Origin of the sequence: Mycolicibacterium mageritense (genome assembly GCF_010727475.1) — a bacterium.
Classification (GTDB): Bacteria; Actinomycetota; Actinomycetes; order Mycobacteriales; family Mycobacteriaceae; genus Mycobacterium; species Mycobacterium mageritense.
In genome coordinates this window covers 1,636,194-1,656,724 of record NZ_AP022567.1, presented here as the reverse complement: position 1 = coordinate 1,656,724, position 20,531 = coordinate 1,636,194, and the positions used below count along the sequence as shown (strand labels likewise).

The 20,531-nt window shown below is 62.9% G+C and carries 19 protein-coding genes; 15 read left to right on the top strand and 4 right to left on the bottom strand.

All coding sequences use genetic code 11. The annotated features are described in order from the left end of the window. Positions 1-175: 175 nt before the first annotated feature. The 14 genes from G6N67_RS08065 (at position 176) to G6N67_RS08000 (ending at position 14,649) form a co-directional block, all read left to right on the top strand. Complete coding sequence (locus G6N67_RS08065) at positions 176-1,438, top strand: LLM class flavin-dependent oxidoreductase (protein WP_230022502.1); 1,263 nt, start codon at positions 176-178, stop codon at positions 1,436-1,438. Continuing rightward, positions 1,435-2,298: an enoyl-CoA hydratase/isomerase family protein gene (locus tag G6N67_RS08060; protein ID WP_036433051.1), complete on the top strand. Its 864-nt coding sequence runs from the start codon at positions 1,435-1,437 to the stop codon at positions 2,296-2,298. The genes G6N67_RS08065 and G6N67_RS08060 overlap by 4 nt, the downstream gene beginning before the upstream one ends. A gap of 3 nt (positions 2,299-2,301) precedes the next feature. Then, entirely contained in the window at positions 2,302-3,108 is an 807-nt protein-coding gene (locus G6N67_RS08055; protein ID WP_036433053.1) for an enoyl-CoA hydratase/isomerase family protein, read from the top strand. Next, positions 3,102-3,968 (top strand): branched-chain amino acid ABC transporter permease, encoded by an 867-nt coding sequence (locus tag G6N67_RS08050; protein WP_163642143.1) that lies wholly within the window; start codon positions 3,102-3,104, stop codon positions 3,966-3,968. Before G6N67_RS08055 ends, G6N67_RS08050 begins: the two co-directional genes overlap by 7 nt. Beyond that, on the top strand, positions 3,965-4,954 hold the full coding sequence (locus tag G6N67_RS08045; RefSeq protein ID WP_036433058.1) for a branched-chain amino acid ABC transporter permease: 990 nt from the start codon (positions 3,965-3,967) through the stop codon (positions 4,952-4,954). The genes G6N67_RS08050 and G6N67_RS08045 overlap by 4 nt, the downstream gene beginning before the upstream one ends. Beyond that, entirely contained in the window at positions 4,954-5,736 is a 783-nt protein-coding gene (locus G6N67_RS08040) for an ABC transporter ATP-binding protein (RefSeq protein ID WP_051578748.1), read from the top strand. Before G6N67_RS08045 ends, G6N67_RS08040 begins: the two co-directional genes overlap by 1 nt. After that, positions 5,723-6,442, top strand: coding sequence for an ABC transporter ATP-binding protein (locus tag G6N67_RS08035; protein WP_036433063.1), 720 nt, complete (start codon positions 5,723-5,725; stop codon positions 6,440-6,442). Before G6N67_RS08040 ends, G6N67_RS08035 begins: the two co-directional genes overlap by 14 nt. A gap of 67 nt (positions 6,443-6,509) precedes the next feature. After that, entirely contained in the window at positions 6,510-7,730 is a 1,221-nt protein-coding gene (locus tag G6N67_RS08030) for an ABC transporter substrate-binding protein (protein WP_163642141.1), read from the top strand. A gap of 2 nt (positions 7,731-7,732) precedes the next feature. Continuing rightward, the gene (locus G6N67_RS08025) at positions 7,733-9,640 is read left to right on the top strand and encodes an AMP-dependent synthetase/ligase (RefSeq protein ID WP_230022500.1); all 1,908 of its coding nucleotides are present in this window, start codon (positions 7,733-7,735) and stop codon (positions 9,638-9,640) included. Positions 9,641-9,648: 8 nt separating this feature from the next. Beyond that, the gene (locus tag G6N67_RS08020) at positions 9,649-10,404 is read left to right on the top strand and encodes a creatininase family protein (RefSeq protein WP_036433067.1); all 756 of its coding nucleotides are present in this window, start codon (positions 9,649-9,651) and stop codon (positions 10,402-10,404) included. Between the two features lie 25 nt (positions 10,405-10,429). After that, on the top strand, positions 10,430-10,951 hold the full coding sequence (locus G6N67_RS08015) for a flavin reductase family protein (RefSeq protein ID WP_036433069.1): 522 nt from the start codon (positions 10,430-10,432) through the stop codon (positions 10,949-10,951). Then, a complete protein-coding gene (locus G6N67_RS08010) occupies positions 10,948-12,063 on the top strand; it encodes a 3,4-dihydroxy-2-butanone-4-phosphate synthase (protein WP_051578749.1) in 1,116 nt (371 codons plus the stop codon). The genes G6N67_RS08015 and G6N67_RS08010 overlap by 4 nt, the downstream gene beginning before the upstream one ends. 65 nt (positions 12,064-12,128) lie before the next feature. Beyond that, positions 12,129-13,778: a long-chain fatty acid--CoA ligase gene (locus tag G6N67_RS08005; RefSeq protein ID WP_110798418.1), complete on the top strand. Its 1,650-nt coding sequence runs from the start codon at positions 12,129-12,131 to the stop codon at positions 13,776-13,778. Between the two features lie 49 nt (positions 13,779-13,827). Next, entirely contained in the window at positions 13,828-14,649 is an 822-nt protein-coding gene (locus G6N67_RS08000; protein ID WP_036433071.1) for an SDR family oxidoreductase, read from the top strand. A gap of 579 nt (positions 14,650-15,228) precedes the next feature. Here the strand turns inward: G6N67_RS08000 and G6N67_RS07995 are convergent. Genes G6N67_RS07995 through G6N67_RS07980 form a run of 4 tightly spaced genes read right to left on the bottom strand, consistent with a single transcriptional unit; the run spans position 15,229 to position 19,742 of the window. Continuing rightward, positions 15,229-15,975 (bottom strand): IclR family transcriptional regulator, encoded by a 747-nt coding sequence (locus G6N67_RS07995; RefSeq protein ID WP_036433073.1) that lies wholly within the window; start codon positions 15,973-15,975, stop codon positions 15,229-15,231. 37 nt (positions 15,976-16,012) lie between these two features. Beyond that, entirely contained in the window at positions 16,013-16,336 is a 324-nt protein-coding gene (locus tag G6N67_RS07990) for a hypothetical protein (RefSeq protein ID WP_131524687.1), read from the bottom strand. After that, positions 16,333-17,394 carry a 2-oxo acid dehydrogenase subunit E2 gene (locus G6N67_RS07985; RefSeq protein WP_036433078.1) on the bottom strand — a complete coding sequence of 354 codons (1,062 nt, stop codon included), beginning with the start codon at positions 17,392-17,394 and terminating at the stop codon, positions 16,333-16,335. The genes G6N67_RS07990 and G6N67_RS07985 overlap by 4 nt, the downstream gene beginning before the upstream one ends. Continuing rightward, positions 17,391-19,742 carry a thiamine pyrophosphate-binding protein gene (locus G6N67_RS07980; RefSeq protein WP_036433081.1) on the bottom strand — a complete coding sequence of 784 codons (2,352 nt, stop codon included), beginning with the start codon at positions 19,740-19,742 and terminating at the stop codon, positions 17,391-17,393. Before G6N67_RS07980 ends, G6N67_RS07985 begins: the two co-directional genes overlap by 4 nt. 294 nt (positions 19,743-20,036) lie before the next feature. Between G6N67_RS07980 and G6N67_RS07975 the strand changes: the two genes are divergently transcribed. Next, positions 20,037-20,495, top strand: coding sequence for an Lrp/AsnC family transcriptional regulator (locus tag G6N67_RS07975; RefSeq protein WP_235750059.1), 459 nt, complete (start codon positions 20,037-20,039; stop codon positions 20,493-20,495). Positions 20,496-20,531 lie beyond the last annotated feature (36 nt).

Below are 20,531 nucleotides of genomic sequence, written 5' to 3'. Positions count from 1 at the left end.
CCGGACGTGGCGCACTCATCATATTAATAATCATTAATATGCATGCACGGAGAGACTCCTGTCCTCGGTGGGTTGAAGGCGCCACAGGACTACCCCTTGCGGGCTGTGTATGAGCAGTCCATAGGTAGTGAAGGGGTATATCGAGGCGGGCTGACGGCCGCGTGGATGTTCGGCGTTGACAATCGAACGACCCAGACCTACGTTAATAAGCGTTCACCTAGTGGAAAGTGGTGTGAATATGCGGTTCATTTTCATGAGCGAAGGCGAGACGGTCCCGGGGCATACCCATGAGCACCGCTACCGCGAGCTCGTGGACGAAGTCCTACTTGCCGAGGAGGTGGGGTTCGACGCGTTCGGGACATCCGAGCAGCACGTCGCGATCGGTACGGCGACCACCTCCGCACCCGAGGTCATCTATCCCTACCTGATGGCGCTGACCAAGCGCATCCGGTTCATGCACTTGGTCACCCTCTTGCCCACGCGCATCAACCATGCCCTTCGCGTCGCCGAACGGTTGGCAACAGAAGACATCCTGTCCAGCGGCCGAGTGGAACTCGGAGTTGGCCGAGGGAACACGACACTTGCGTTGCGTGCCTTCGAAGTTGAACCGAGCGAGAACAAGGCTCAGCTCATCGAAGGCCTGGAGGTCATTCGCCGGGCCCTGCACAATGACGTGTTCTCGTATGTCGGCGAGCATTACAAGATCCCGCCGCGAAGCTTGGTGCCCAAGGCAATTCAACATCCGTATCCACCCATCTCGATGGCGGCCGGAAGTCCCGAGTCGGTCCGCAAAGCCGCCGAGCTAGGTATCGGAGCGATCGTGGGTGGGTTCTACTTGGGCTTCGATTTTGTCGAGAGCATGTTGCGCATCTACGACGAGGCCCTCGACAGCGCGACGCATACCTATCCGCTCCAAGCGCAGAAGCTCGTCGCGGTCGGAGGCGGGATGCACTGTGCCGAGACGCGTGCGGAAGCCCTCAAGTGGGCACGGAGTCTCAAGGAGACGGTGGCTCTTTCGACCGACGCGTATGAGCGCCTGTCCAAGTTGTCGGCCGACTACCAGTACATGGGTGCGGTGCGGAACGTCGACTTCGACGATGAGCGGTACATGTTCGAGGACTCGTCCGGATTCATCGTGGGCGACCCGGATGACTGTGCGGCACAGGTGCAGCGGTTCGCCGACCTTGGCGCGGACGCCATCGTCATGAGAATCGATGGACTCCCGCACCGGGAACTGATGAAGTCCATCGAACTCTTCGGCAAATACGTCATCCCCAGGTTCAAGAACCCACGGGCTGTGGTGCGTCCCGCTGACGCGATTCTGGCCGATATCCGCACGGCACGGCCCGCTCACTATGCGGAGCTTGAAGCGTTCGAACAGTCGAAGTCCCAATCGAATTCGCACAAAAGTGTAGTCAAGGTAGGAGAAACGCGATGAGCACATTGGCCGCTGATGACATCTTCAGCCGCTACCCCGAGGAGATCCTGATCGAGCGCAGGCCCAATGGTGTTCTGCTCATCACGATCAACAGGCCCGACCGGCTCAACGCCTTGACGATGCCGATGTTCGATCATCTCTCGGACATCTGGGTGGACGTCGACCGAGACCCGGAAACCCGGGTTGCCGTCATCACCGGTGCAGGCCGTGGCTTCTGTACGGGCATGGACGTACGCCAGCCAGAGCCCACGCTGGACGAAGCGGTGGCGCTCATGGAAAGTGAGCGCAGGCGGATCACGGCCATCCTCAACATGGACAAGCCGCTCATCTCGGCGATCAACGGCCCCGCGGTCGGCTGGGGTCTGTCGATGGCGCTTCTGGCCGACATCAGCGTCGCTGCCGAGGATGCACTGCTTCGAGACGGGCACACCCGTGTCGGCGTGGTCGCGGGCGACCATTCCTCGCTCATCTGGCCATTGCTCGTGGGGATGGCCAAAACGAAGTACTACCAGTTGACTTCGGCGAGCATGACCGGTGCCGAGGCCGAGCGCATCGGCTTGGTGAGTCTGGCCGTACCGAGGGAGAACGTGCTGGATCGCGCCCTCGAGGTCGCCGACGAACTCGCGCAGGGTTCGCAGCAGGCGATCCGCTGGACAAAGCGGTCCCTGAACACCGGCTGGCTCACCAACGCCCTGCCGCAGCACGAGCTTTCCGCGGCTTTGGAGGTCATCGGCTTCGCGGGTGCAGACTACTTCGAGGCCCGGCAGGCCTTCCGCGAAGGCCGTCCGCCGGAGTATCCGTCCGCACGCGGCGAAGGGCGCTCTGTCCTTGGACCGCAACCGGCGAACGTAGCCGGGTGACCTATGAGCCCACTCGCGACCGGCCAGTCCGCCACTCTCGCCACCGCTGACCACGACGGCGTTCTGGTGGTGGCGCTGGACAGGCCGCCGGCAAATGCGATGAACCGCCAGCTCATCCACGATCTTGCCGGCCTGTTCGAGCACCTCCGCGCCAGGCCAGACGCACCACCGATCGTGTTGACCGGTCAGGGCGAGCGGTTCTTCAGCGCCGGCGGTGACATCAAGGAGCTTGAGGGTGCGCACGCCGGTGAGATCGAGATCCGCATGCGGGAATTCCACGCACTACTCGTGGCGATGGATCGCTACCCGCGTCCGGTGGTCAGCGCGATCAATGGGCACTGTGTTGGCGGCGGTATGGAGGTCGCGGTCTTTTCGGACAGTGTGTTGGCCGTCAGTTCGGCGCGGTTCGGGTTTCCGGAGATCAATCACGGACTGCTGCCTGCAGACAAGGGAATCCAACGAGCCAACCAGGTGCTCGGTGTGCGCGTCACCCGGCGAATCATCCTGTCCGGAGAGCTTTTCGACGCACAGCACGCTCTCGACATCGGACTCGTCGACGAACTCGTCACCGATCCCGGGGAACTGATCCCCGTGGCCGTCGCAACGGCGCGCACCGCCGGTTCGAAGGCTCCGGTGCTTTACGGCGCCTTGAAGAGCAGCGTCAACGACGCTGACGACGTGCGTGATGAGGCGTCCCTCCAACGCACACTGAGGGCCGCTGCCGCCTATTTCGACGATCCGGTCGCACGAGAGCTGCGGCAACGGTGGAGTGGCCGAAGGGCTCCCGCCGCCAAGGTGCAGTCGTGTTGACCGTCGTGGTCGCCGGACTGGTCAGCGGTGCGGTTCTGCTGCTCGCGACAGTGGGCTTCGAACTACTGCGCCGGGTCGAGGGGTTCCTGAACATCGCGCATCCGCAGCTCATCGTGCTCGGCGGCTTCAGCGCATACGGCTTCAACGTCTTGGTCGGGTTGCACTGGATCGTGTCCTGCGTCCTGGCGATCATCGTCACGACGTTGGTGGGCGTGGTGACCGCAAGAGCGATCTTCTGGCCGATGCGCCAACGCCCGCACTACATTCCGATGATCGCATCCGTGGGGCTCGCGTTCTTCCTACATGCGATGATCGAGCTCTTCACCGGTTTCGGCGTGAAGACACTCGATGTGCCGCTGCAGAAGACCATCAGTGTCGGTGGTGTCGCGGTGGCCGGTGCCGACCAGATCGCTGTCATCGGCACTGCCGCAGTAGCCGTTGTGGCACTGCACTTTTGGCTTTCCAAGTCCTACAGCGGCAGGGCGTTGCGGGCTATGGCGAACAATCAGGCACTTGCGCAGATTCGGGGTGTGAACACAACATATCTGCAGTACCTCACGTGGGCAGTCGCCAGCGCACTGGCGGCGCTGGCGGGCACTCTGATTGCGCTCACGGCACGCATCTATCCGGAACTCGGCTGGGATCAGGTGCTGGTCATCTCCGCCGCTGCGATCATCGGTGGGCTCGGGAGCATTTACGGTGTGATGCTCGCCGCCGTTCTGGTCGGTCTCACGTCGAGCTTGGCCACCTTGGCAATCCCCTCGGAGTACACCCAGATGGTGGTCTTTGCCGCCATCGCCCTGGTCGTCTTCGTCCGGCCCGAGGGACTTTTCACCGGTCCGAAGGAGCGTGTCGCGTGAGCACCTTGCTGATTGTCGGCGGGCTGGTCATCCTGATGGGTATCTACGCGGTCGCGGCTCTGGCGTTGAACCTGCAGTTCGGTGTTGGCGGCATGGTCAATTTCGGCGTGGCGGCGTTCTTCGGAATCGGAGCGTACGCCTACGCGCTCGCGGTGATGCCCGCCCAGTCCGGCTCGTATACCTACATTCTCGGGCTGGGGTTGCCGTGGTGGGTCGGCACCGTCATAGGCGGCCTGACCGCGGCACTCCTCGCCCTCGTGGTGGGGTGCGGTCTGCTGAGGATCGGCGGCGAGTACCTCGCGGTAGTGGCGCTGGCGTTGGCCGAGGTGATGCGCCAGCTCTTCGTCAACCAGCCGGCGATCGCAAATGGCGCGCGCGGCCTCTTAGACGCCCCTGTGCCCGGTCTTGACAGCATCCCGGGCCGAGCCCAGTCGCTGTATGTCGCGGCACTTGTGTTGGCGGTATTGGGAGTCAGTTTCCTGGTCTTCCGTCGTGTGACGCGGTCGGCGTACGGCCGAAGTCTGCTTGCGGTGAACCAGAACGAGGCCGTTGCCCGCTCGCTCGGGATCAACGTCTACGCGGTCAAACTCAAAGCCTTTGTGTTCGCGTCGTTTTTCATGGGCCTGGCTGGGGTCATGTACGTGTGGTACCTGTCGATATTGACGCCGTCCTTCTTCAACGTGAACATCACTTTCACCGTCTTCATCGCGTTGATCATCGGTGGGATCGGCAGCAATGCGGGTGCGGTGCTCGGTGCGGTGGTGCTTCTCGGCCTACGAGAAGGACTTACCTATATCGAAGCGGACTTTCTCACCTCTGAAATCATGGCCAGTCTGCAGGATGCCCTGCAGGGGCTCGTCTTGATCGTGATACTGCTGTTCTGGCCAGGTGGTCTGTTCCGGCCGCGATCGGTCAGCTATCCGAGACCCGACCAGACAAGCCCCTCCACTCCTGTGTTGGCCACGGTCGCGGCAGGAGACCGATGATGGCCCCGCAGCCTGCACTCGAAGTTGTCGGGCTGGTAAAGGCTTTCGGCCAGTTGCGGGCTCTCGACAGCGTAGCGATGAAGATCAGCCCGGGTGTGGTCACCGGCCTGATCGGCCCAAACGGATCCGGGAAAACGACGCTGTTCAACGCGATCTCCGGGTTCCTCCGACCTGACGCGGGAGCGGTGATGTTCGACGGCCGTGACATCACGGGTATGCCGCCGCATCGGCTCGCGCGGATGGGTCTCAAACGGACATTCCAGAACACCGCCGATTTCACCGACATGTCGGTTCTGCAGAATCTGCTCACGTCAGCCCGCTCGGCGCCCGGCGAGCGCCTCTGGCGCCTCTTCACGTCGCCACGGGACGTGGTGGCCGGGGAACGTGCTCTGGTCGAACGTGCCTGGGAACTCCTGGACCGGATGGGACTGGCGCATCTGGCGAACACCCGCGCGGGTGACCTGTCCATCGGGCAAGGACGCCTGCTCCAGATCGGGCGTCTGCTCATGGAGCCGCCGTCGTTGCTGATGCTCGATGAGCCGTCGTCTGGGCTCAACCCCGACGATCAGCACCGGCTGTCGATGACTGTGCGGGATCTCTGCACCCACGAGAACATGACGGTTTTGGTGATCGAGCACAACATGTCGTTTCTCAACGCGATTTCCGATGCACTGTACGTCATGTACGAGGGCCGGGTGATCGCGAACGGTCCGCCGGCCCAGGTCATCAGCAATCCCGTCGTTGTCGAGACCTATCTGGGGGCGCGTCATGTCACTGCTTGATGTCGAGAATCTGACCAGCGGGTATGGTCGCAACAACATCATCCGGGGCGTCACCCTCAGCGCCGAACACGGGTCCATCACAGCCATCATCGGTCCCAACGGGGCGGGTAAGACGACGCTCGTGCAGACCATCGCCGGGGTAGTTGATGCTCGCGGCGGGTCCGCGACACTCGACGGGCAGAACCTCGAAGGGATGTCTGCGCGCGCGCGGGCACGCCGCGGTCTCGGCTATACACCTCAGTTACGCAATGTCTTTGGGGCGTTGTCGGTTGAGGACAACCTCGAGGTTGTCACCCGCGCGATGAGATTGCCGCGTGAGCGGCTCGACGAGGCGTTCGACACCTTTCCGATCCTTGCCGAGCGGCGCAAGCAACGAGCGGGAACGCTTTCGGGTGGCCAGCGCCAGCAGCTCGCGATTGCCTCGTCCTTATTGATGCGACCACAACTATTGATTCTCGATGAACCCACGACGGGGCTCGCTCCCCAGATTGTCGATTCCCTCATCGACCAGATCTGTCGCATCGAGCGCGGGGGAACTGGTGTCCTCTGGGTTATCGAGGAGCATCCGAGCCAGATTCTGCCCTTGTGCAAAAGCGTGTTCCTGATGGACTCAGGTCAGATACGGCACGAGGCGAGCGGGCCGGAACTGCTGGCCGACCCCAACTTCGCCGAGATTTTCCTGGGCGCCCGAATTCCGACCGCCTGAATTGGTTCTGGTACAGGAGATTTGACAGATGGACAGACTCGCTACGGCAGTGCGCAAGGTGTCGGCGATGGCCGTGGTTGTGGCTACGGGCACGGCGCTCGTCGGATGCGGCGGGGGAGACGGGACGGCAGTGATCGGTGTCGCCGCACCGCTGTCCGGAGAAGCGGCGGTATGGGGCGGCCCGGTCGATTCGATAGCCCGCGCCGTTGTGAACCATGTCAACGAGCTCGGTGGTATCAACGGAACGAAGCTCAAAGTGGTAAGCGAGGACGAGAAATTCAACGCGGAGGATGGTGTCCGTGCCGTCACCAAGCTCATCAACAGTGACAACGCTCAATTCATCATCGGGCCGACATCGGCGACCTTCATGGCAACCCTCGATCAGGCCGAGCGCAGCGAAGTGGTGATCGCGTCACCGTATGCAGGCATGGTCGAATTCGACTCACGAGCCAATCCATACACCTTCCGCACCGTCGGGCCGGACACCTTCGACGGTCTGACCGTGGCGAAGAACCTGTGGGACCAGGGTTTCAAGACCCTGTCGATCTTGTACGAGAACGTGGACTCTGCGCGTAGTACCTCTAATTGGGTTGAAGACTTCTACACAAAGCTCGGCGGCAAGGTCGTCGCGAAGGTCGCGTTCAACGGTGGTCAAAGCTCTTACCTCCCAGAGGTCCGCAGCGCGTTCGAGCCAAAGCCCGATATGGTGTTCCTCGCAGGCTCTGTCGAGCCGGCCGTGCCGATCTTGCGTGAGTGGGCACGGTTGCGCCTTCCCGGCAATTGGTCTGTCATCTCCGAGCTGACCTACCCGGTCTTGCTCAAGGAGGTGGGTGCCCAATACTTGGAAGGCGCGTTCGGTCAGACGCCCATGGCCGCGGATTCCCCGGCCAACCCAGGGATGCGGAAGCTGCTGACCGAAGAGTACGGAGAGCAAGAAGGCAACGAGATTGCTGAACAGCCGACGGCCGGCCTGACGTACGACGCAATCGTCTCAGCTGTTCTGGCGATGGCTGCCGGGGAACAAGCAACGGGAGTCGCGATCGCCGAAAACCTGCACAAGGTGACTGATTCCGGTGGTAAGCCGGTCTACACACTGGACGATGGGCTGCAATTACTGGCCAAAGGCGAGAAAATCGACTACCAGGGCGCATCTGGTCCGGTGGACTTCACTTCGACCAACACCGCGGCCCCCGATTATGGCGTTTTCCAGGTCATCGACGGCAAGTGGCAGGTCACCCGCCGCTATACCGGCACCGAACTCTATGACCTGGCTGAGGAATTGGGCTGAATATGAAGATGCAGAATTCAAGTGCGCCGGCGTCTTCGCCGACCGGACCTGATCAGGTGCCAGTGCTGGAAACACTGGCGGAGTTCGAGGCAGTGAATCGGACTTTCGCTCAGATGCTCTGCGACCGCGCTGAGCGTGAACCCGACGTCGTCGCGTATTGCAGCTGGGCCGGCGGCGCAGCGCGACCGACCACATGGAGCGAATATCTCCGGCAGGTGCGGGAGGTCGCGCTCGGGTTACATGATCTCGGTGCCGTGCCAGGCGATCGGGTCGCCATCGTGTCGGCAACCCGCCACGAGTGGGTTGTGGCCGCCCTGGCGATACTCAGTCTCGGCGGCGTCCCGGTGGGCGTGTACCCCACGAGTTCGGTCGCCGAAGTCAAACAGGCGCTGGAGAGTTCGGAGGCCACAGTTGTTTTCGCGGAGAACGTGGCGGATGTCGCGAAAGTTGCCGCCGTATCGGGCGAGTTGCCACGACTGCGTGCGACGATCGGGTTTGACACACAACCGCAGGGCCTGGCGGAATCTGTGCAGTCCGTGCACTGGGGAGAACTGCGTCGTCGTGGTCGATCCCTCGGGGTGACCGAACCTGAGCTGTTTGCGGCGCTGGTCGAGGCGGGTGACATTGACCAGCCCGCGGCCCTGTTCTACACGTCTGGATCTACCGGTGCGCCCAAAGGTGTTATCCACACGCACCGCACGCTGCAGTACTCGGTGCTCGCCTTCGCCATGTCGTACCCGGAGGTCGGCAAGATCAGGCACGACCTTGTCGCGTTTCTCGGCCTCTCACACGTGGCGCCCGCGCTGATCGGCGTATTCACCCCGATCATGACTCGACTGGTCATTACCTACTGCACCATGGATCAACGTCTGGACGCGCTCGTCGGCGTGCGACCGACAGCGGTCCTGTGGCCACCGCGGATGCACGAAAAACTGGCCGGCGAGGTGCTGCAGCAGCTCTCGGAGGCGGGCGCCGCCTTCCGGTTGCGGTACGCCATAGCGATGCGGATCGCTCGCAGGGTAAGCGAGATGCGCTGGAGAAATCGCAATGTCCCTTGGTATTTCAACTATCTGTACAACGCGTGCCTCCGTCGGGTGTTCATTCCGGTGCGCGCAAAGGTTGGCATGGACCGCATCAGGGTTGCCTGGACCGCTTCGGGCAGCATGTCGCCAGAGGTAACAGCGTTGTGGCAGATGTGGGGACTCGACCTTCGTGAGCTGTTCGGAACGACGGAAACCTGCGGGTCGGTTATTGCCCAGTGGGATCGTGCGTTCCCGCCGCCCGGCACGATCGGTAAATCCATGCCCGACCCACGGTGGGAGGCGCGCGTATCAGCAGAGGGTGAGCTGCAGCTGCGCAGCCCCTGCCTGTTCGGGGGTTACCTCAACGATCCTGAGGCGACGACCGCTGCGATGGACCACGGCTGGTATCGCACAGGCGATCTGGTGGAGATGGATCGCGATGGGGAAGTGCGGATCATCGGCAGGATCAAGGATGTCCTCAAGACCAGCGGCGGAAAAACCGTCAGCCCCCAGCCGATCGAGCTTCGCCTCAAGGCGAGTCCACTCATCGATGAGGCGATTGTCGTCGGTGAGGGACGCAAGTATCTGACAGTGCTGGTCAGCGTGAGTGCCGAAGCGCAGGCCATGCCCACAGCTGACCGTGATGCCGCGCTTGCCACCTGGATCAACGAGGTCAACTCTGAGCTCTCAAGGCCGTTGCAATTGAAGAAGTTCCGGGTACTGCCACGGCTGCTGTCGGCCGCCGACGGCGAGCTGACACTCAAGGGCACCATACGGCGCTCGGCGATTCTCGCGTCTTTCAGAGACCTTGTCGACGAAATGTACGACGCCGGTGAGCAGGGGGAGATTGCCCGTCAGGCGCGGTTCGCCGGCGGCGATCTGAAGTAGGTGATCGGATGAACGAGGTACGGATCGAATTCATGACAAGCGCCGAGATCAACGCGGCGATCTCGGACGGAGCACGCACAGCAGTTCTGCCGTTGGGCGCGGTCGAACAGCACGGTGGGCACCTACCGCTGTCGATGGATGCCGATCATGCTGACGAGCTCGCGGTGCGGGTCGCGCGCGTTCTTGGGAGCGCGCTGGTGCTACCGACCGTACGGGTGGGGTATTCACCGCACCACCTCGGGTTCACCGGCACCCTGTCGCTTCGTGCGTCCACGCTGGAATCGGTGTGCGAAGACTACTGTCGGCACCTCGCCAAGGATGGCTTCGAACGAATCGTCATGTTCTCCGGGCATATCGGGAACCATCCCGTGATGCGTGGCTTCGAGGCGCGACTCGCGGCGGCACTCGCACCGCTGACAGTCATCGTCTTCTCCGATACCGAGGCCATCTTGAACGCGTGGCGGCGGGCGGTAGACAGCGTGGCATCGTTGGGCGCCAACGTAGGTGGGCACGCTGACGTCGCAGAAACGTCGGTGATGCTGGCCCTTCACCCACAAAAAATCCGCTTCGACCGGTTCGCCCGCGGCTACACCGGAAAGGTAGACCAGCAGCTACTCGATCGGGCATTTCGAGATGGAATCGGAGCAGTCTCTCCCAACGGCGTTCTGGGTGACCCAGAAGGTGCCTCGGAATCGATCGGGGTGGCGTGCCTCGACGCGGTCACGTCCCTTATTGCCGGCTACGCCCGCGCCAGGGGCGCGTGACCTTCACGAGAACGGAGTGCAAGCGATGATGACCCTCGATCCCGTTTCTTCTGGGAACACTGACCGCGATGTGTCGAGACTGCGCAGGCTTTACGGTCGTTATCCGACGGGGGTCGCGGCGGTGTGCGCGCTGCGTGATGGACAACCGGTCGGGATTGTCGCCACCTCGTTCACGCCGGTCTCCATCGACCCGGCGTTGGTGTCGATCTGCGTGCAGCACACGTCGACGACGTGGCCGCAGCTGGCTGACGGGCGTCACCTGGGCGTCTCCGTCTTGGCATCGCGGCATGAAGCCGCGTGCCGTCAGATTGCGGCAAAGAACGTGGATCGATTTGCCGGAGTGTCTTGGTTCGCCACTGAATCCGACGCGGTCCTGTTATCGGACGCGGTGGCGCATCTCGATTGCGAGATTTCCACGTCCATTTCCGCCGGTGACCATGATGTGGTTCTTCTGGAAGTGAAGGCCGCCGCGGCGGACGTCGACGCGTCGCCGCTTGTCTTTCACGACAGCCGGTTTCGAACACTCGCAGTCGGACACGACTCATGACGGCGCACAGCTGTGTGTCTCGGCTCGCGATCGATCGCGCCGTTGCGGCTCTGCGCGCCGGGACTCCGGTTGTGATCGCCAGCGGTGCCGATGACCAGGTGGTCGCCGATGTGGTGATCGCGGCTGCTCGCGCCACGCCGCAATGGACCGCATGGCTGGTGCGGTTCACGTCCGGGCTGATTTGCGCTGCGATGCCCGCACGTCGAGCAGACGAACTGGATCTGCCGGCCATGCCCCATGACGATGACTCAGATGTGGCAGCGCCCGCGTTCGCGGTCGCGGTAGACGCCGCATCCGGCATCGGCACCGGGATCAGCGCGACCGACCGCGCCCGCACTGCGCGTGTTCTGGCGAGCGACAGTTCCCGGCCCAGTGATTTGGTGCGGCCCGGTCATGTTCTCCCCGTGAAGGTTGCGTGCTGCGGGGTGCTCAAGCGCCCGGGGAGCGCAGAGGCGACGGTGGATCTCTGTGAGATAGCAGGGCTCCCACCGGTAGGACTGACTGCTGCCCTACTCGGGGAGGATGGCGAACTGCTGCAGGAACCCGCAGTCAGTGCATTCGCTCAGCACCATCGCTTGCCGATGATGCACATCGACACCGTCGTACACCACCGGCTTTTTCATGGCGACGGACGTCGTAAACGGGTCGTGCTGGTTCAGAATCGGCTTGACCAACTGGGAGGCCGGCCGCTCAGAGCAGTCGACTTTGAAGACCAGCTGACGGGCGCTCGGCATACGGTGTTCGTTGGCGCCGCGGTGCCGGACATCGATCCACCCGTGTATGTCCTCAAGGAATGCGTCCATGGCGACCCCCTTCTCGCCTCTGGCTGCGAATGCAGAGTCGATTTTCAGAGGTGTCACGACCGTATCGCTGAACACGGCGGAATCCTCGTGTATCTGCGGCCGCCTATCACGTCAGCGCCGCGGTTCTCGGCGCCGCAGACGGAGCTGCTAGCAGGTTCCGTCACCGCGATGCTGATCGAGCTCGGTTACACGGCAGTGACTTTGGCCGACCGCGGACAGCACGCGTATCTGACGTCCAGGTGTGACCTCGTGGTCTCGGGGCCTCCCGCGGCCTCCCCGTCGTGCAGGCTCTCCGCCGCCGCGCATTGATACCACACGCTTCTTGAACGCGATAGACGATCGGAGAGACCACATCCATGGCCATCCGCGCCACTATGCAGAACGTCCCGCTGACGCTCACCGCGATCCTGGACGGAATCGACGGCACCTTCGGCGATTCACAGGTTCTCACCTATACAGGCCCGAACACCGGCGCACATACTGCCACATTCTCCGAGATAGCCACGCGCGCAGCTCAACTGGCGAACGGGCTGGCTGGTCTCGGAATCGAAGCCGGTGACCGAGTCGGAACCTTCATGTGGAACAACCAGCGGCACCTCGAGGCATACCTTGCCGCGCCCTGTTCTGGCGCGATCCTGCACACACTCAACATTCGCCTCACTCCGGAGCAACTCGGCTACGTCGCCTCCCATGCCGGCGACAAGATCATCATCGTCGACGCCAGCTTGCTCGACACGTTGCGTCCGGCGTTGCCGCTCATGCCGGAACTTGCAGCGCTGGTGATCGCCGGTGACCCGGACGACGCTCAGCTTGCTGACGTATCACGACTGGTACCCACCGCGATCGCCTATGAGCAACTCGTCAACAGCCAGCCGACCAGCTTCGCGTGGCCCGTGCTCGACGAATGCAGTGCAGCCGCGATGTGCTACACCAGCGGAACCACCGGGGATCCCAAAGGCGTGGTCTACAGTCATCGGTCGGTCTATCTGCACGCCCTTGCCGTCTGCACGGCCAACGTTGCGGGAATCTCATCCCATGACCGGGTGCTGCCCATAGTCCCGATGTTTCACGTCAACGCGTGGGGCATTCCGTACGCATCGCTGATGGCCGGCGCAACACTGATTCTGCCGGACCGCCACCTCAAGCCCGACACGCTCGTGGACATGATCGCCGAGCACCGCGCGACGTTGTCTGGGGGTGTCCCTACGATTTTCAACGACATGTTGCAATGGCTGCGCGACAACCCCGGTCATCGCATCGACTCGTTGCGTCGAGTGTTGTGCGGCGGCGCCGCAGTGCCGGCGTCTCTTGTCGCCGCGTATCGTGACGAATTCGCAGTTCCTTTGGTGCAAGCGTGGGGCATGACCGAAACCAGCCCCATCGTGACGATCGCCGATGTTCCCGACAATGCGACCACTACCGATCAGCAGCGAAAGCGCAACAGCACGGGCCGATTCCTGTTCGGCGCCAAAGGACGTGTCGTCGACGAGGCAGGCACTGTTCTGCCCCGCGACGGCCGATCAGTTGGCGAACTACAGGTGCGTGGCCCCTGGATCACCGGCAGCTATCACGGCGGAATCGACGCCGAGAGCTTCTCCGCCGACCCCGACGGGCAACTCTGGCTCCACACCGGCGACATCGGACATATCAGCGCAGACGGGTACCTCACGCTCACTGACCGGGCCAAAGACGTGATCAAGTCCGGTGGCGAATGGATCAGCTCCGTGCACCTTGAAACCACTCTCGTGAGCCATCCCGATGTGGTCGAAGCTGCGGTGATCGGCGTACCCGACACCCGTTGGGATGAGCGACCATTGGCATTGGTGACCTTGCGCCCCGGTTCTGCCGCGCGGGCCGAAGATCTGAAGGCCTGGCTTGAGGAACGCGTGCAGCGGTGGTGGTTGCCCGAGCGGTGGGCAATCGTAGACAACATCGCGCGCACCGGCGTCGGCAAGTACGACAAGAAGCTGATGCGGCGGCGATACCACTCCGGCGAGATTCCCGTCACCGTGCTGCCCCGCTGAATCGACATCGCCACTGCGGGCACCTCAAACCGACGGGGATGGGATCAGAATGCAGATCGAGAACAAGGTTGCTGTCGTCACCGGCGGTGGATCAGGAATCGGCCGGGCACTGGCCGTCGAACTCGCCAGGAATGGCGCACAGGTCGTCATCGGCGACCTCGACGAGCGTGTAGCTGCCGAAGCGGTCAGGAGCATCGGTGACGCGGCGACGAGCATCCGGGCGGATGCATCGACCGTTGACGGCGTCACAAGCTTGATCGCCGAGGCCGAACGGCACTTCGGGCCCGTTGACATCTTCGTCGCCAATGCCGGCATCGTGGGAGCTGCGGGCCTCGGTGACTCCGCCGACTGGGACAAGATCCTTGCGATCAACCTGCGCGCTCATGTCAATGCCGCCGGGCTGCTGCTACCGGGATGGCGCAGCCGCGGCAGCGGCTACTTCGTGTCGGTCGCATCCGCGGCCGGCCTGCTGACGCAACTGGGCGCGGCGGGGTACGCGGTCACCAAACACGCCGCGATCGGATTCGCTGAATGGCTTGCAATCACCCACGGCGAGGAGGGAATAGGAGTGAGCTGTGTGTGTCCACTCGGAGTCGACACGCCCCTTCTCGCCGCAGTGTGCTCCTCCTCAGGCCTGTCGCGCCGGATCGGCGCACAGTCGATCATCAAGTCGGGCAGCGTCATCAGCGCAGCAGAGGTCGCGGCGGAGACGATCGGCGCCGTACGCGCGGAGCGATTCATGGTTCTACCCCACCCGGAGGTTCTGGATATGTTCCGCGGCAAGGGCGCGGACTATGACTGGTGGATTGCGAGAATGCGTCGCCTGCAGCGGTCCCTGAGCGGCGGTGCCGCAGCACCGAGTGACGGTTAGCGACAGAGAAGGGCTCTACACCAGTCAATCCAGCAGACCAGACGGGGGTCTCGCTGTTGCGCGGGCATCGGATCACGTCGACGCTGGTGGTCAGACATATTGGGGTGCAGAGGAATCCGGCCAGGCATTCCCCGGTATACGCGGAGAAGAAGCTCATCCGAAATAGTCGGACGGTCAATGACATGCATCATGTTTCACGTGCAGTGTGGCTCCCATCACTGTTACCGGCCTTCCGGCATATCGGCCGGCGGTCACGTTCGACGGGAGAACACTATGGGAGCCAGCAATATTGGACTAGTCAAGGCGCTGTCAGCGGTGATGGGTGTGGCGGCAGCAGTAACGATGGGTGCGATGTGTGTCCCCCATGGAAGTGACGCCACGGGGATCAGCTTGGCGCGTACCGACGATCTGCCGTCGGCCACCGTGACTCGGTCTACGGCACCGAAGGAGCTGGCAACCTCGTTCGCCCGACCGACCCACACCGCTCAACCGTGTGCGGCGAGAGCCACCTTGCCTTGCTGACAAGCGGGCTTGCGGCTCACTCCCGCACAACGGGATTGGTCAGCCGACTTTGGGGCTTCAGTGCGGCGGAACCGCGTTCTGGACGAGGTTGCGCGCTGTCCGGCGGGCGATGCGACAGTACTCTTCTCTACGGTTCAGAAGGCGTTCCGTCGGTGCGCTGATCGATAATGCCGCAACCGCCCGGTGGTCACGCTGATGGATGCCTACGGCGATGCATGACTGGTCCTGGATGGTTTCGCCGTGCTCTATCGCGATGTCGTCGCGTCGTGCGGAGATGAGCTGCGCACGCAACATGTTCACTTCAACCACCGAGTTCTCTGTGAGCCTTGGCAATCCGTTTCGGTCGATGAGTTCTTCAACCGTAGACCACGGTAGGTGTGCCATGAGCAGCTTCCCGAGTGCCGAAGTGTGACCGGAAATGCGAACTCCGCGAGTAACTATCGGGTCTGTCCGATCTGTGGACGCGTTGGTGATGCAGACAACGCCTCGACCATCCCAAGCGCCTACGGTCACCACAGCCGAGAGCTGGTGGGCGAGCGCTGCCACCCGGCGATTTGTATTGGCGTCGAAACAGCTGGAACTCATGAGCCGGCGACTGATGAGCAGAACGCGCCAGCCGAGTCGATAGCGGTCGTCTGAAGTCTGTTGCAACAGACCAATTGCCGCGAGACTGGACATGATGTCGAAGGTCGTCGACTTCGGCAGTTGCAGCCTCGCGGATACCGCTGTCACACCCCACTCAGGTGTCTCAGCCGTGAAGAGATCGAGCACCTTCCCGGTGCGGTCGATCGTGTTCAGCACCATGCGGCCCTACGTATGAGAGGGCATTCGGCCTCGGTGGTCAAGAGCGCTGCGGGTGACTGGCCGCGTGAGTTTGATCGGAAAAGCCGAGTTCGGCGAGTTTCGCCGAACAGATTCCGAGCACACGTTCACGATCGGATTCGCGCATCGCCTGGGGTGGTGCTTTTTGAACGAACGCCAGCACTCGACGATAGAAGGTCGACGGTGCGATGCCGAACTCCGGCAAGATGTACTCGTCGCCGTGATCGAACGGCGCCCATCGAGCCACGAACGAGAGCATGCGGCCGTATTCAGCAAGCGCATGCGAGTTGACGTTTGTAGCTCGTTGCACTGGTTGCCTCGAGTTTGAGGGTTCCTTGATCATCGAAGGTCCGCGTCGTCGAAGCCGCGCTCCAGGCGATGGCGCACGGTGCCGAGATAGCGTGCCGCATCGGCACCGTCGATGATCCGGTGGTCGTAGGACAGCGACAGATACGCCATCGAACTGGTCTTCACAACGAGGTTGCCGAGTTCGTCGCGTCCGGGCACGAGTCGTTCGACCACTGTTCCGACACCCAGGATGGCCGACTGCGGTTGGTTGATTATCGGGGTGTCGAACAGCGCGCCGCGGCTACCGGTGTTGGTGATTGTGAAAGTTCCGCCGGACAGATCGTCAGGTCGTGCTGTTCCCGATCGCACCGCAAGGGCCGATGCCGCGATCGCTTCTGCCAAGCCGGCCAATGTCATTGACTCCGCGTTGCGGATCACCGGCACCATCAGACCCTTCTCGCTGTCCACAGCAACCCCCAGATGGACGGCATTGTGATAGGTGACCTCGGTGCAGTCGGCGTTCACGGAGGAGTTGATGATCGGGTGTGAAGCAAGGCCTTCCACGGCTGCGCCGACGACGAACGGCAGGTACGACAACTTCTGCCCGGTGCGTGCCTCGAATTCCGCCTTGTTGCGGCTGCGCACCAGCGCGACATTGGTCAGGTCGACTTCGACCACCGTCGTCAGCTGCGCCGACGTCTGCAGCGATGCCATCATGCGCTGGGCAATCGTGCGCCGGATGCGCGGCAGTTTTTCGACTCGCCCTGTTGGTGTTTCGGCCTGCTCGGATGCCGGCTCGGGTTCGGCCACCGGCGGAACGCTCACCGGCTCAGGGGTTGCATCCTCAGTGGGCGTGGCGTCGGACGCGCTGATCACGGCGATGATGGCGCCGACCTCGACGACGGCGTCCTCGGGTTCGATGATCTGGGTCAGGATCCCGGCTGCGGGGGAGCAGACTTCGGTGTCGACCTTGTCGGTGGCGACCTCGAGCAGGGGCTCGTCGTGCTGTACTTCATCGCCTACGGCTTTGAGCCACCGGGTGATGGTGGCCTCGGTGACCGCCTCACCAAGGGAAGGCAGTTCCACGTTGGTAATGCTTGTGCTGGTGGTCATTTCACGCCCTTTTCGGCAACGTCGAGTGCTGCGCTGACAATGCTGTCGGTGTCGATTCCGTGGTAGCGGTAGACGTCGTCGAGCGAGCCGACCTGGCCGAAGCGGCTGACCCCGAGTGCTGCTCCCGCCACGTTGTTGACACTGGTGAGGAACGCCAATGTGTGCGGGTGTCCGTCGAGCACCGTCACCATGGGGGCGGCTCGGTCGGCCGGGAAGACCTGATCGAGGATCCAGGAGGGGCTGTCGGAAAGCCCTCGGCGAGCCTGCAATGCGTCGAACAGCAGGCCGGGGCTGGTCACGCAGATGACATCGGCATCGATGCCCTGCTCGGCTAGTCGTTGGGTGGCCTGCAGAGATTCGGTGATCATCGCTCCCATCGCGACCAGAGTGACTTGGGGTGCGCCACCGGCGCGGCGCAGCAGGTACGCGCCGGCGACCACTTGTTTCCTGCGGCGTTCCCGGGCGGCAGGATCGCTGGGAACCGCTGCCAGCGTCTGATCGACGGGCCGTGTGGACAGCCGCACATACGACGATGAGCCATCCGGCCGCCCCAATCGACCGATGCATGACAACAATGTCCACTCGACGTCGATGGCAAATGCCGGTTCGTAGCTGATGCAGCCAGGCTGCTCCAGGCCGATCGACGGGGTCTTGATGGATTGGTGCGCGCCGCCCTCGGCCGCGAGTGACACCCCGGAGGGGGTTCCGACCAGGATCGATTGTCCGCCGGCGTAAATGCCGTAGGACCATGGCTCCAAGGCACGTTCCACGAACGGGTCGTAGACCACACCGATAGGAAACAGCGGCTGGCCCCACCGACTCCAGGTCGCGCCGAGTTCGCCGATCAGGCCGACCAGGTTGGTCTCGGCGATGCCGAGTTCCATGTGTTGTCCCGTCGGCCTTTCCCGCCAGTGCATGATGGTCTCCGGGTCGTCGTCGAACCAGTTCCGGCGTTCATTGGGTGACCACACACCGACCTTGTTGAGCCAACCCGCCAGGTTCGTCGTCGAGCTGACGTCGGGGCTCACAGTCACCACCCGCTTGGCTGCGTCAGGAGCTTGACGGCTCAGGTCGAGCAGAACCCGGCCCAGGGCCGCCTGGGTAGACGACGTGCCCGAGGGCGTGCGGCCGGTGTCGGCGGGAACAGCCGGAGGAGCCGACAGCGCCGGCGGTTCGCGCTGCAGCCGCTGAGCAGTCTGGGTGCAGAGTTCTCCGGGCGCGCTGTCGATGTCGAATCGCGGCCAGGGATTGGCCGGGTCCATGCCGAGTTCGGCGGCGAACTGCTCATACTGCTCGACCGTGAGCAGTGACGAATGGTTCTGAGGATGGCCCTGGGTCGGCAGCCGGTGACCTTTGATGGTGTAGGCGATGATCACCGTCGGACGGGTGTCGTCGATTTGGGCGTAGGCCGCGCGCAATGCATCGAGATCGTGGCCGCCCAGATTGCGGATCACGGCCAGCAATGCGTTCTCGTCGAGGTCGCGGATCAGCGCCGAAATCTCTTCGGCGCCTGTTCCCTTGCCGGGCAGCCTGTCCCGTAGCTCCTCAGCTGAGCAGCGCAGTAGGCGTTGGTATTCGGGGTTGGGCATCTCGAGGATGCGAGTGCGCAGCGCTGTCCCCCCATGGTGTTCGAACAATGACTGAAGCTGGGCGCCGAACTTCACGTTGATCACTTGCCAGCCGGCGGCCGTGAACATCGCCTCCAACCGTCCGGCGGCGATGTTCGGTACGACGCGATCGAGGGACTGGCGGTTGAGGTCGACGATCCAGACGATCTCTCCGAGCTCGGCGACGGAGTTGTCCAGAATGGCTTCCCACACCGCCCCTTCGTCGAGTTCGGCATCGCCGACCAGCGAGTACTGGCGTCCTTTGCCCGCAGCGCCGATCTGAGTGTCGACGTAGCGGCGGGCGATCGCACCCCATATCGGGGCGGTCGCCCCTATTCCCACCGAGCCGGTCGAATAGTCAACGGGATCAGGGTCTTTCGATCGACTCGGATAGGATTGCAGACCACCGAACTCACGCAAGGTGGTCAGGTACTTCTGGTCGAGTTCGCCCAGTAGATAGTTGATGCTGTGCAGCACGGGTGAGGCATGCGGCTTCACCGACACCCGATCGCCTGGTTGGAGCTGTTCGAACCACAGCGATGTCATGATCGAGGTCATGGAGGCACACGAGGCCTGATGGCCGCCCACCTTCAGCCCGGTGAGGTTGGGGCGAACTCGGTTGGCGTGGTGGATGATCGACGTCGACAGCCACAGAATGCGGTCCTCGATTTCGCGGAGGGCAGCATCTCTTGACGGGTCGATGACCCGGGCTCGGGTCTCGGCTGATTGCAAACGGTCCATCAGTGGCTTCCTTGCGTGGGAGTTCCAGATCGTTCGACCGGCCTTCGCCGTGCTCAGGTCGTGAGCACGGCGACGACGCGTCGCGGCAAGCCGGCTCGGGTGGGAGCGCAGCCGATGCTGACCGGGGTGACACGGTCAATGGAGCTCCATGGGGTGCAGAACTCGCTGTCAAGTCGACCATCGAACTACACTTTGAACAAGTTCGATCCGGTTGGCTGAGCATTCTGCTGACGATGGTGGTCGAACAGACGGTTGGAGGTTGTCATTTTGACCACAGAAACGAGAGTTGACGCCTTGGACGCTCGGATCCTCACGGCACTCAACGACGATCCTCGGGCCACCGTGATCGCCTTGGCCGACAAGACCCGGCTCTCGCGAAACACCGTCCAGGCGCGGATCAACAAGATGGAGCGGCTCGGCGTACTCCGCTCGTTCGAGCGGCGCATCGACCCAGCCACCCTCGGCTACCCGTTGACCGCGTTCATCCTCACCCGCGTCACGCAGCGCAAGCTCGCCGCCATCGCCCGAGCGCTGGAGCAGGTTCCCGAGGTGGTGGAAGTGCAGGGGCTCGCAGGCGCAACCGATCTCCTGGTACACGTGGTCGCGCGTGAGGCCGACGACCTCTATCGAGTGGCGGGCCGGATACTCGACATCGACGGTGTCGAGCAGACCACCACTTCGCTGGTCATGCGCAAACTGGTCGACTTCAGACTGACACCGCTTCTGGCCATGCTGGCTGAGGAAGCGAGATGAAATTCGCGGCGAGGTCGGCTGACGCGCGAAGGATAT

Excerpts from the sequence above, each read along its gene's own strand:
- G6N67_RS08060 (WP_036433051.1), top strand. The coding sequence starts at position 1,435 with ATGAGCACATTGGCCGCTGATGACATCTTCAGCCGCTACCCCGAGGAG.
- G6N67_RS08055 (WP_036433053.1), top strand. The coding sequence starts at position 2,302 with ATGAGCCCACTCGCGACCGGCCAGTCCGCCACTCTCGCCACCGCTGAC.
- G6N67_RS08040 (WP_051578748.1), top strand. The coding sequence starts at position 4,954 with ATGGCCCCGCAGCCTGCACTCGAAGTTGTCGGGCTGGTAAAGGCTTTC.
- G6N67_RS08035 (WP_036433063.1), top strand. The coding sequence starts at position 5,723 with ATGTCACTGCTTGATGTCGAGAATCTGACCAGCGGGTATGGTCGCAAC.
- G6N67_RS08030 (WP_163642141.1), top strand. The coding sequence starts at position 6,510 with ATGGCCGTGGTTGTGGCTACGGGCACGGCGCTCGTCGGATGCGGCGGG.
- G6N67_RS08025 (WP_230022500.1), top strand. The coding sequence starts at position 7,733 with ATGAAGATGCAGAATTCAAGTGCGCCGGCGTCTTCGCCGACCGGACCT.
- G6N67_RS08020 (WP_036433067.1), top strand. The coding sequence starts at position 9,649 with ATGAACGAGGTACGGATCGAATTCATGACAAGCGCCGAGATCAACGCG.
- G6N67_RS08015 (WP_036433069.1), top strand. The coding sequence starts at position 10,430 with ATGATGACCCTCGATCCCGTTTCTTCTGGGAACACTGACCGCGATGTG.
- G6N67_RS08010 (WP_051578749.1), top strand. The coding sequence starts at position 10,948 with ATGACGGCGCACAGCTGTGTGTCTCGGCTCGCGATCGATCGCGCCGTT.
- G6N67_RS08005 (WP_110798418.1), top strand. The coding sequence starts at position 12,129 with ATGCAGAACGTCCCGCTGACGCTCACCGCGATCCTGGACGGAATCGAC.
- G6N67_RS08000 (WP_036433071.1), top strand. The coding sequence starts at position 13,828 with ATGCAGATCGAGAACAAGGTTGCTGTCGTCACCGGCGGTGGATCAGGA.
- G6N67_RS07995 (WP_036433073.1), bottom strand. The coding sequence starts at position 15,975 with ATGGTGCTGAACACGATCGACCGCACCGGGAAGGTGCTCGATCTCTTC.
- G6N67_RS07990 (WP_131524687.1), bottom strand. The coding sequence starts at position 16,336 with ATGATCAAGGAACCCTCAAACTCGAGGCAACCAGTGCAACGAGCTACA.
- G6N67_RS07985 (WP_036433078.1), bottom strand. The coding sequence starts at position 17,394 with ATGACCACCAGCACAAGCATTACCAACGTGGAACTGCCTTCCCTTGGT.
- G6N67_RS07980 (WP_036433081.1), bottom strand. The coding sequence starts at position 19,742 with ATGGACCGTTTGCAATCAGCCGAGACCCGAGCCCGGGTCATCGACCCG.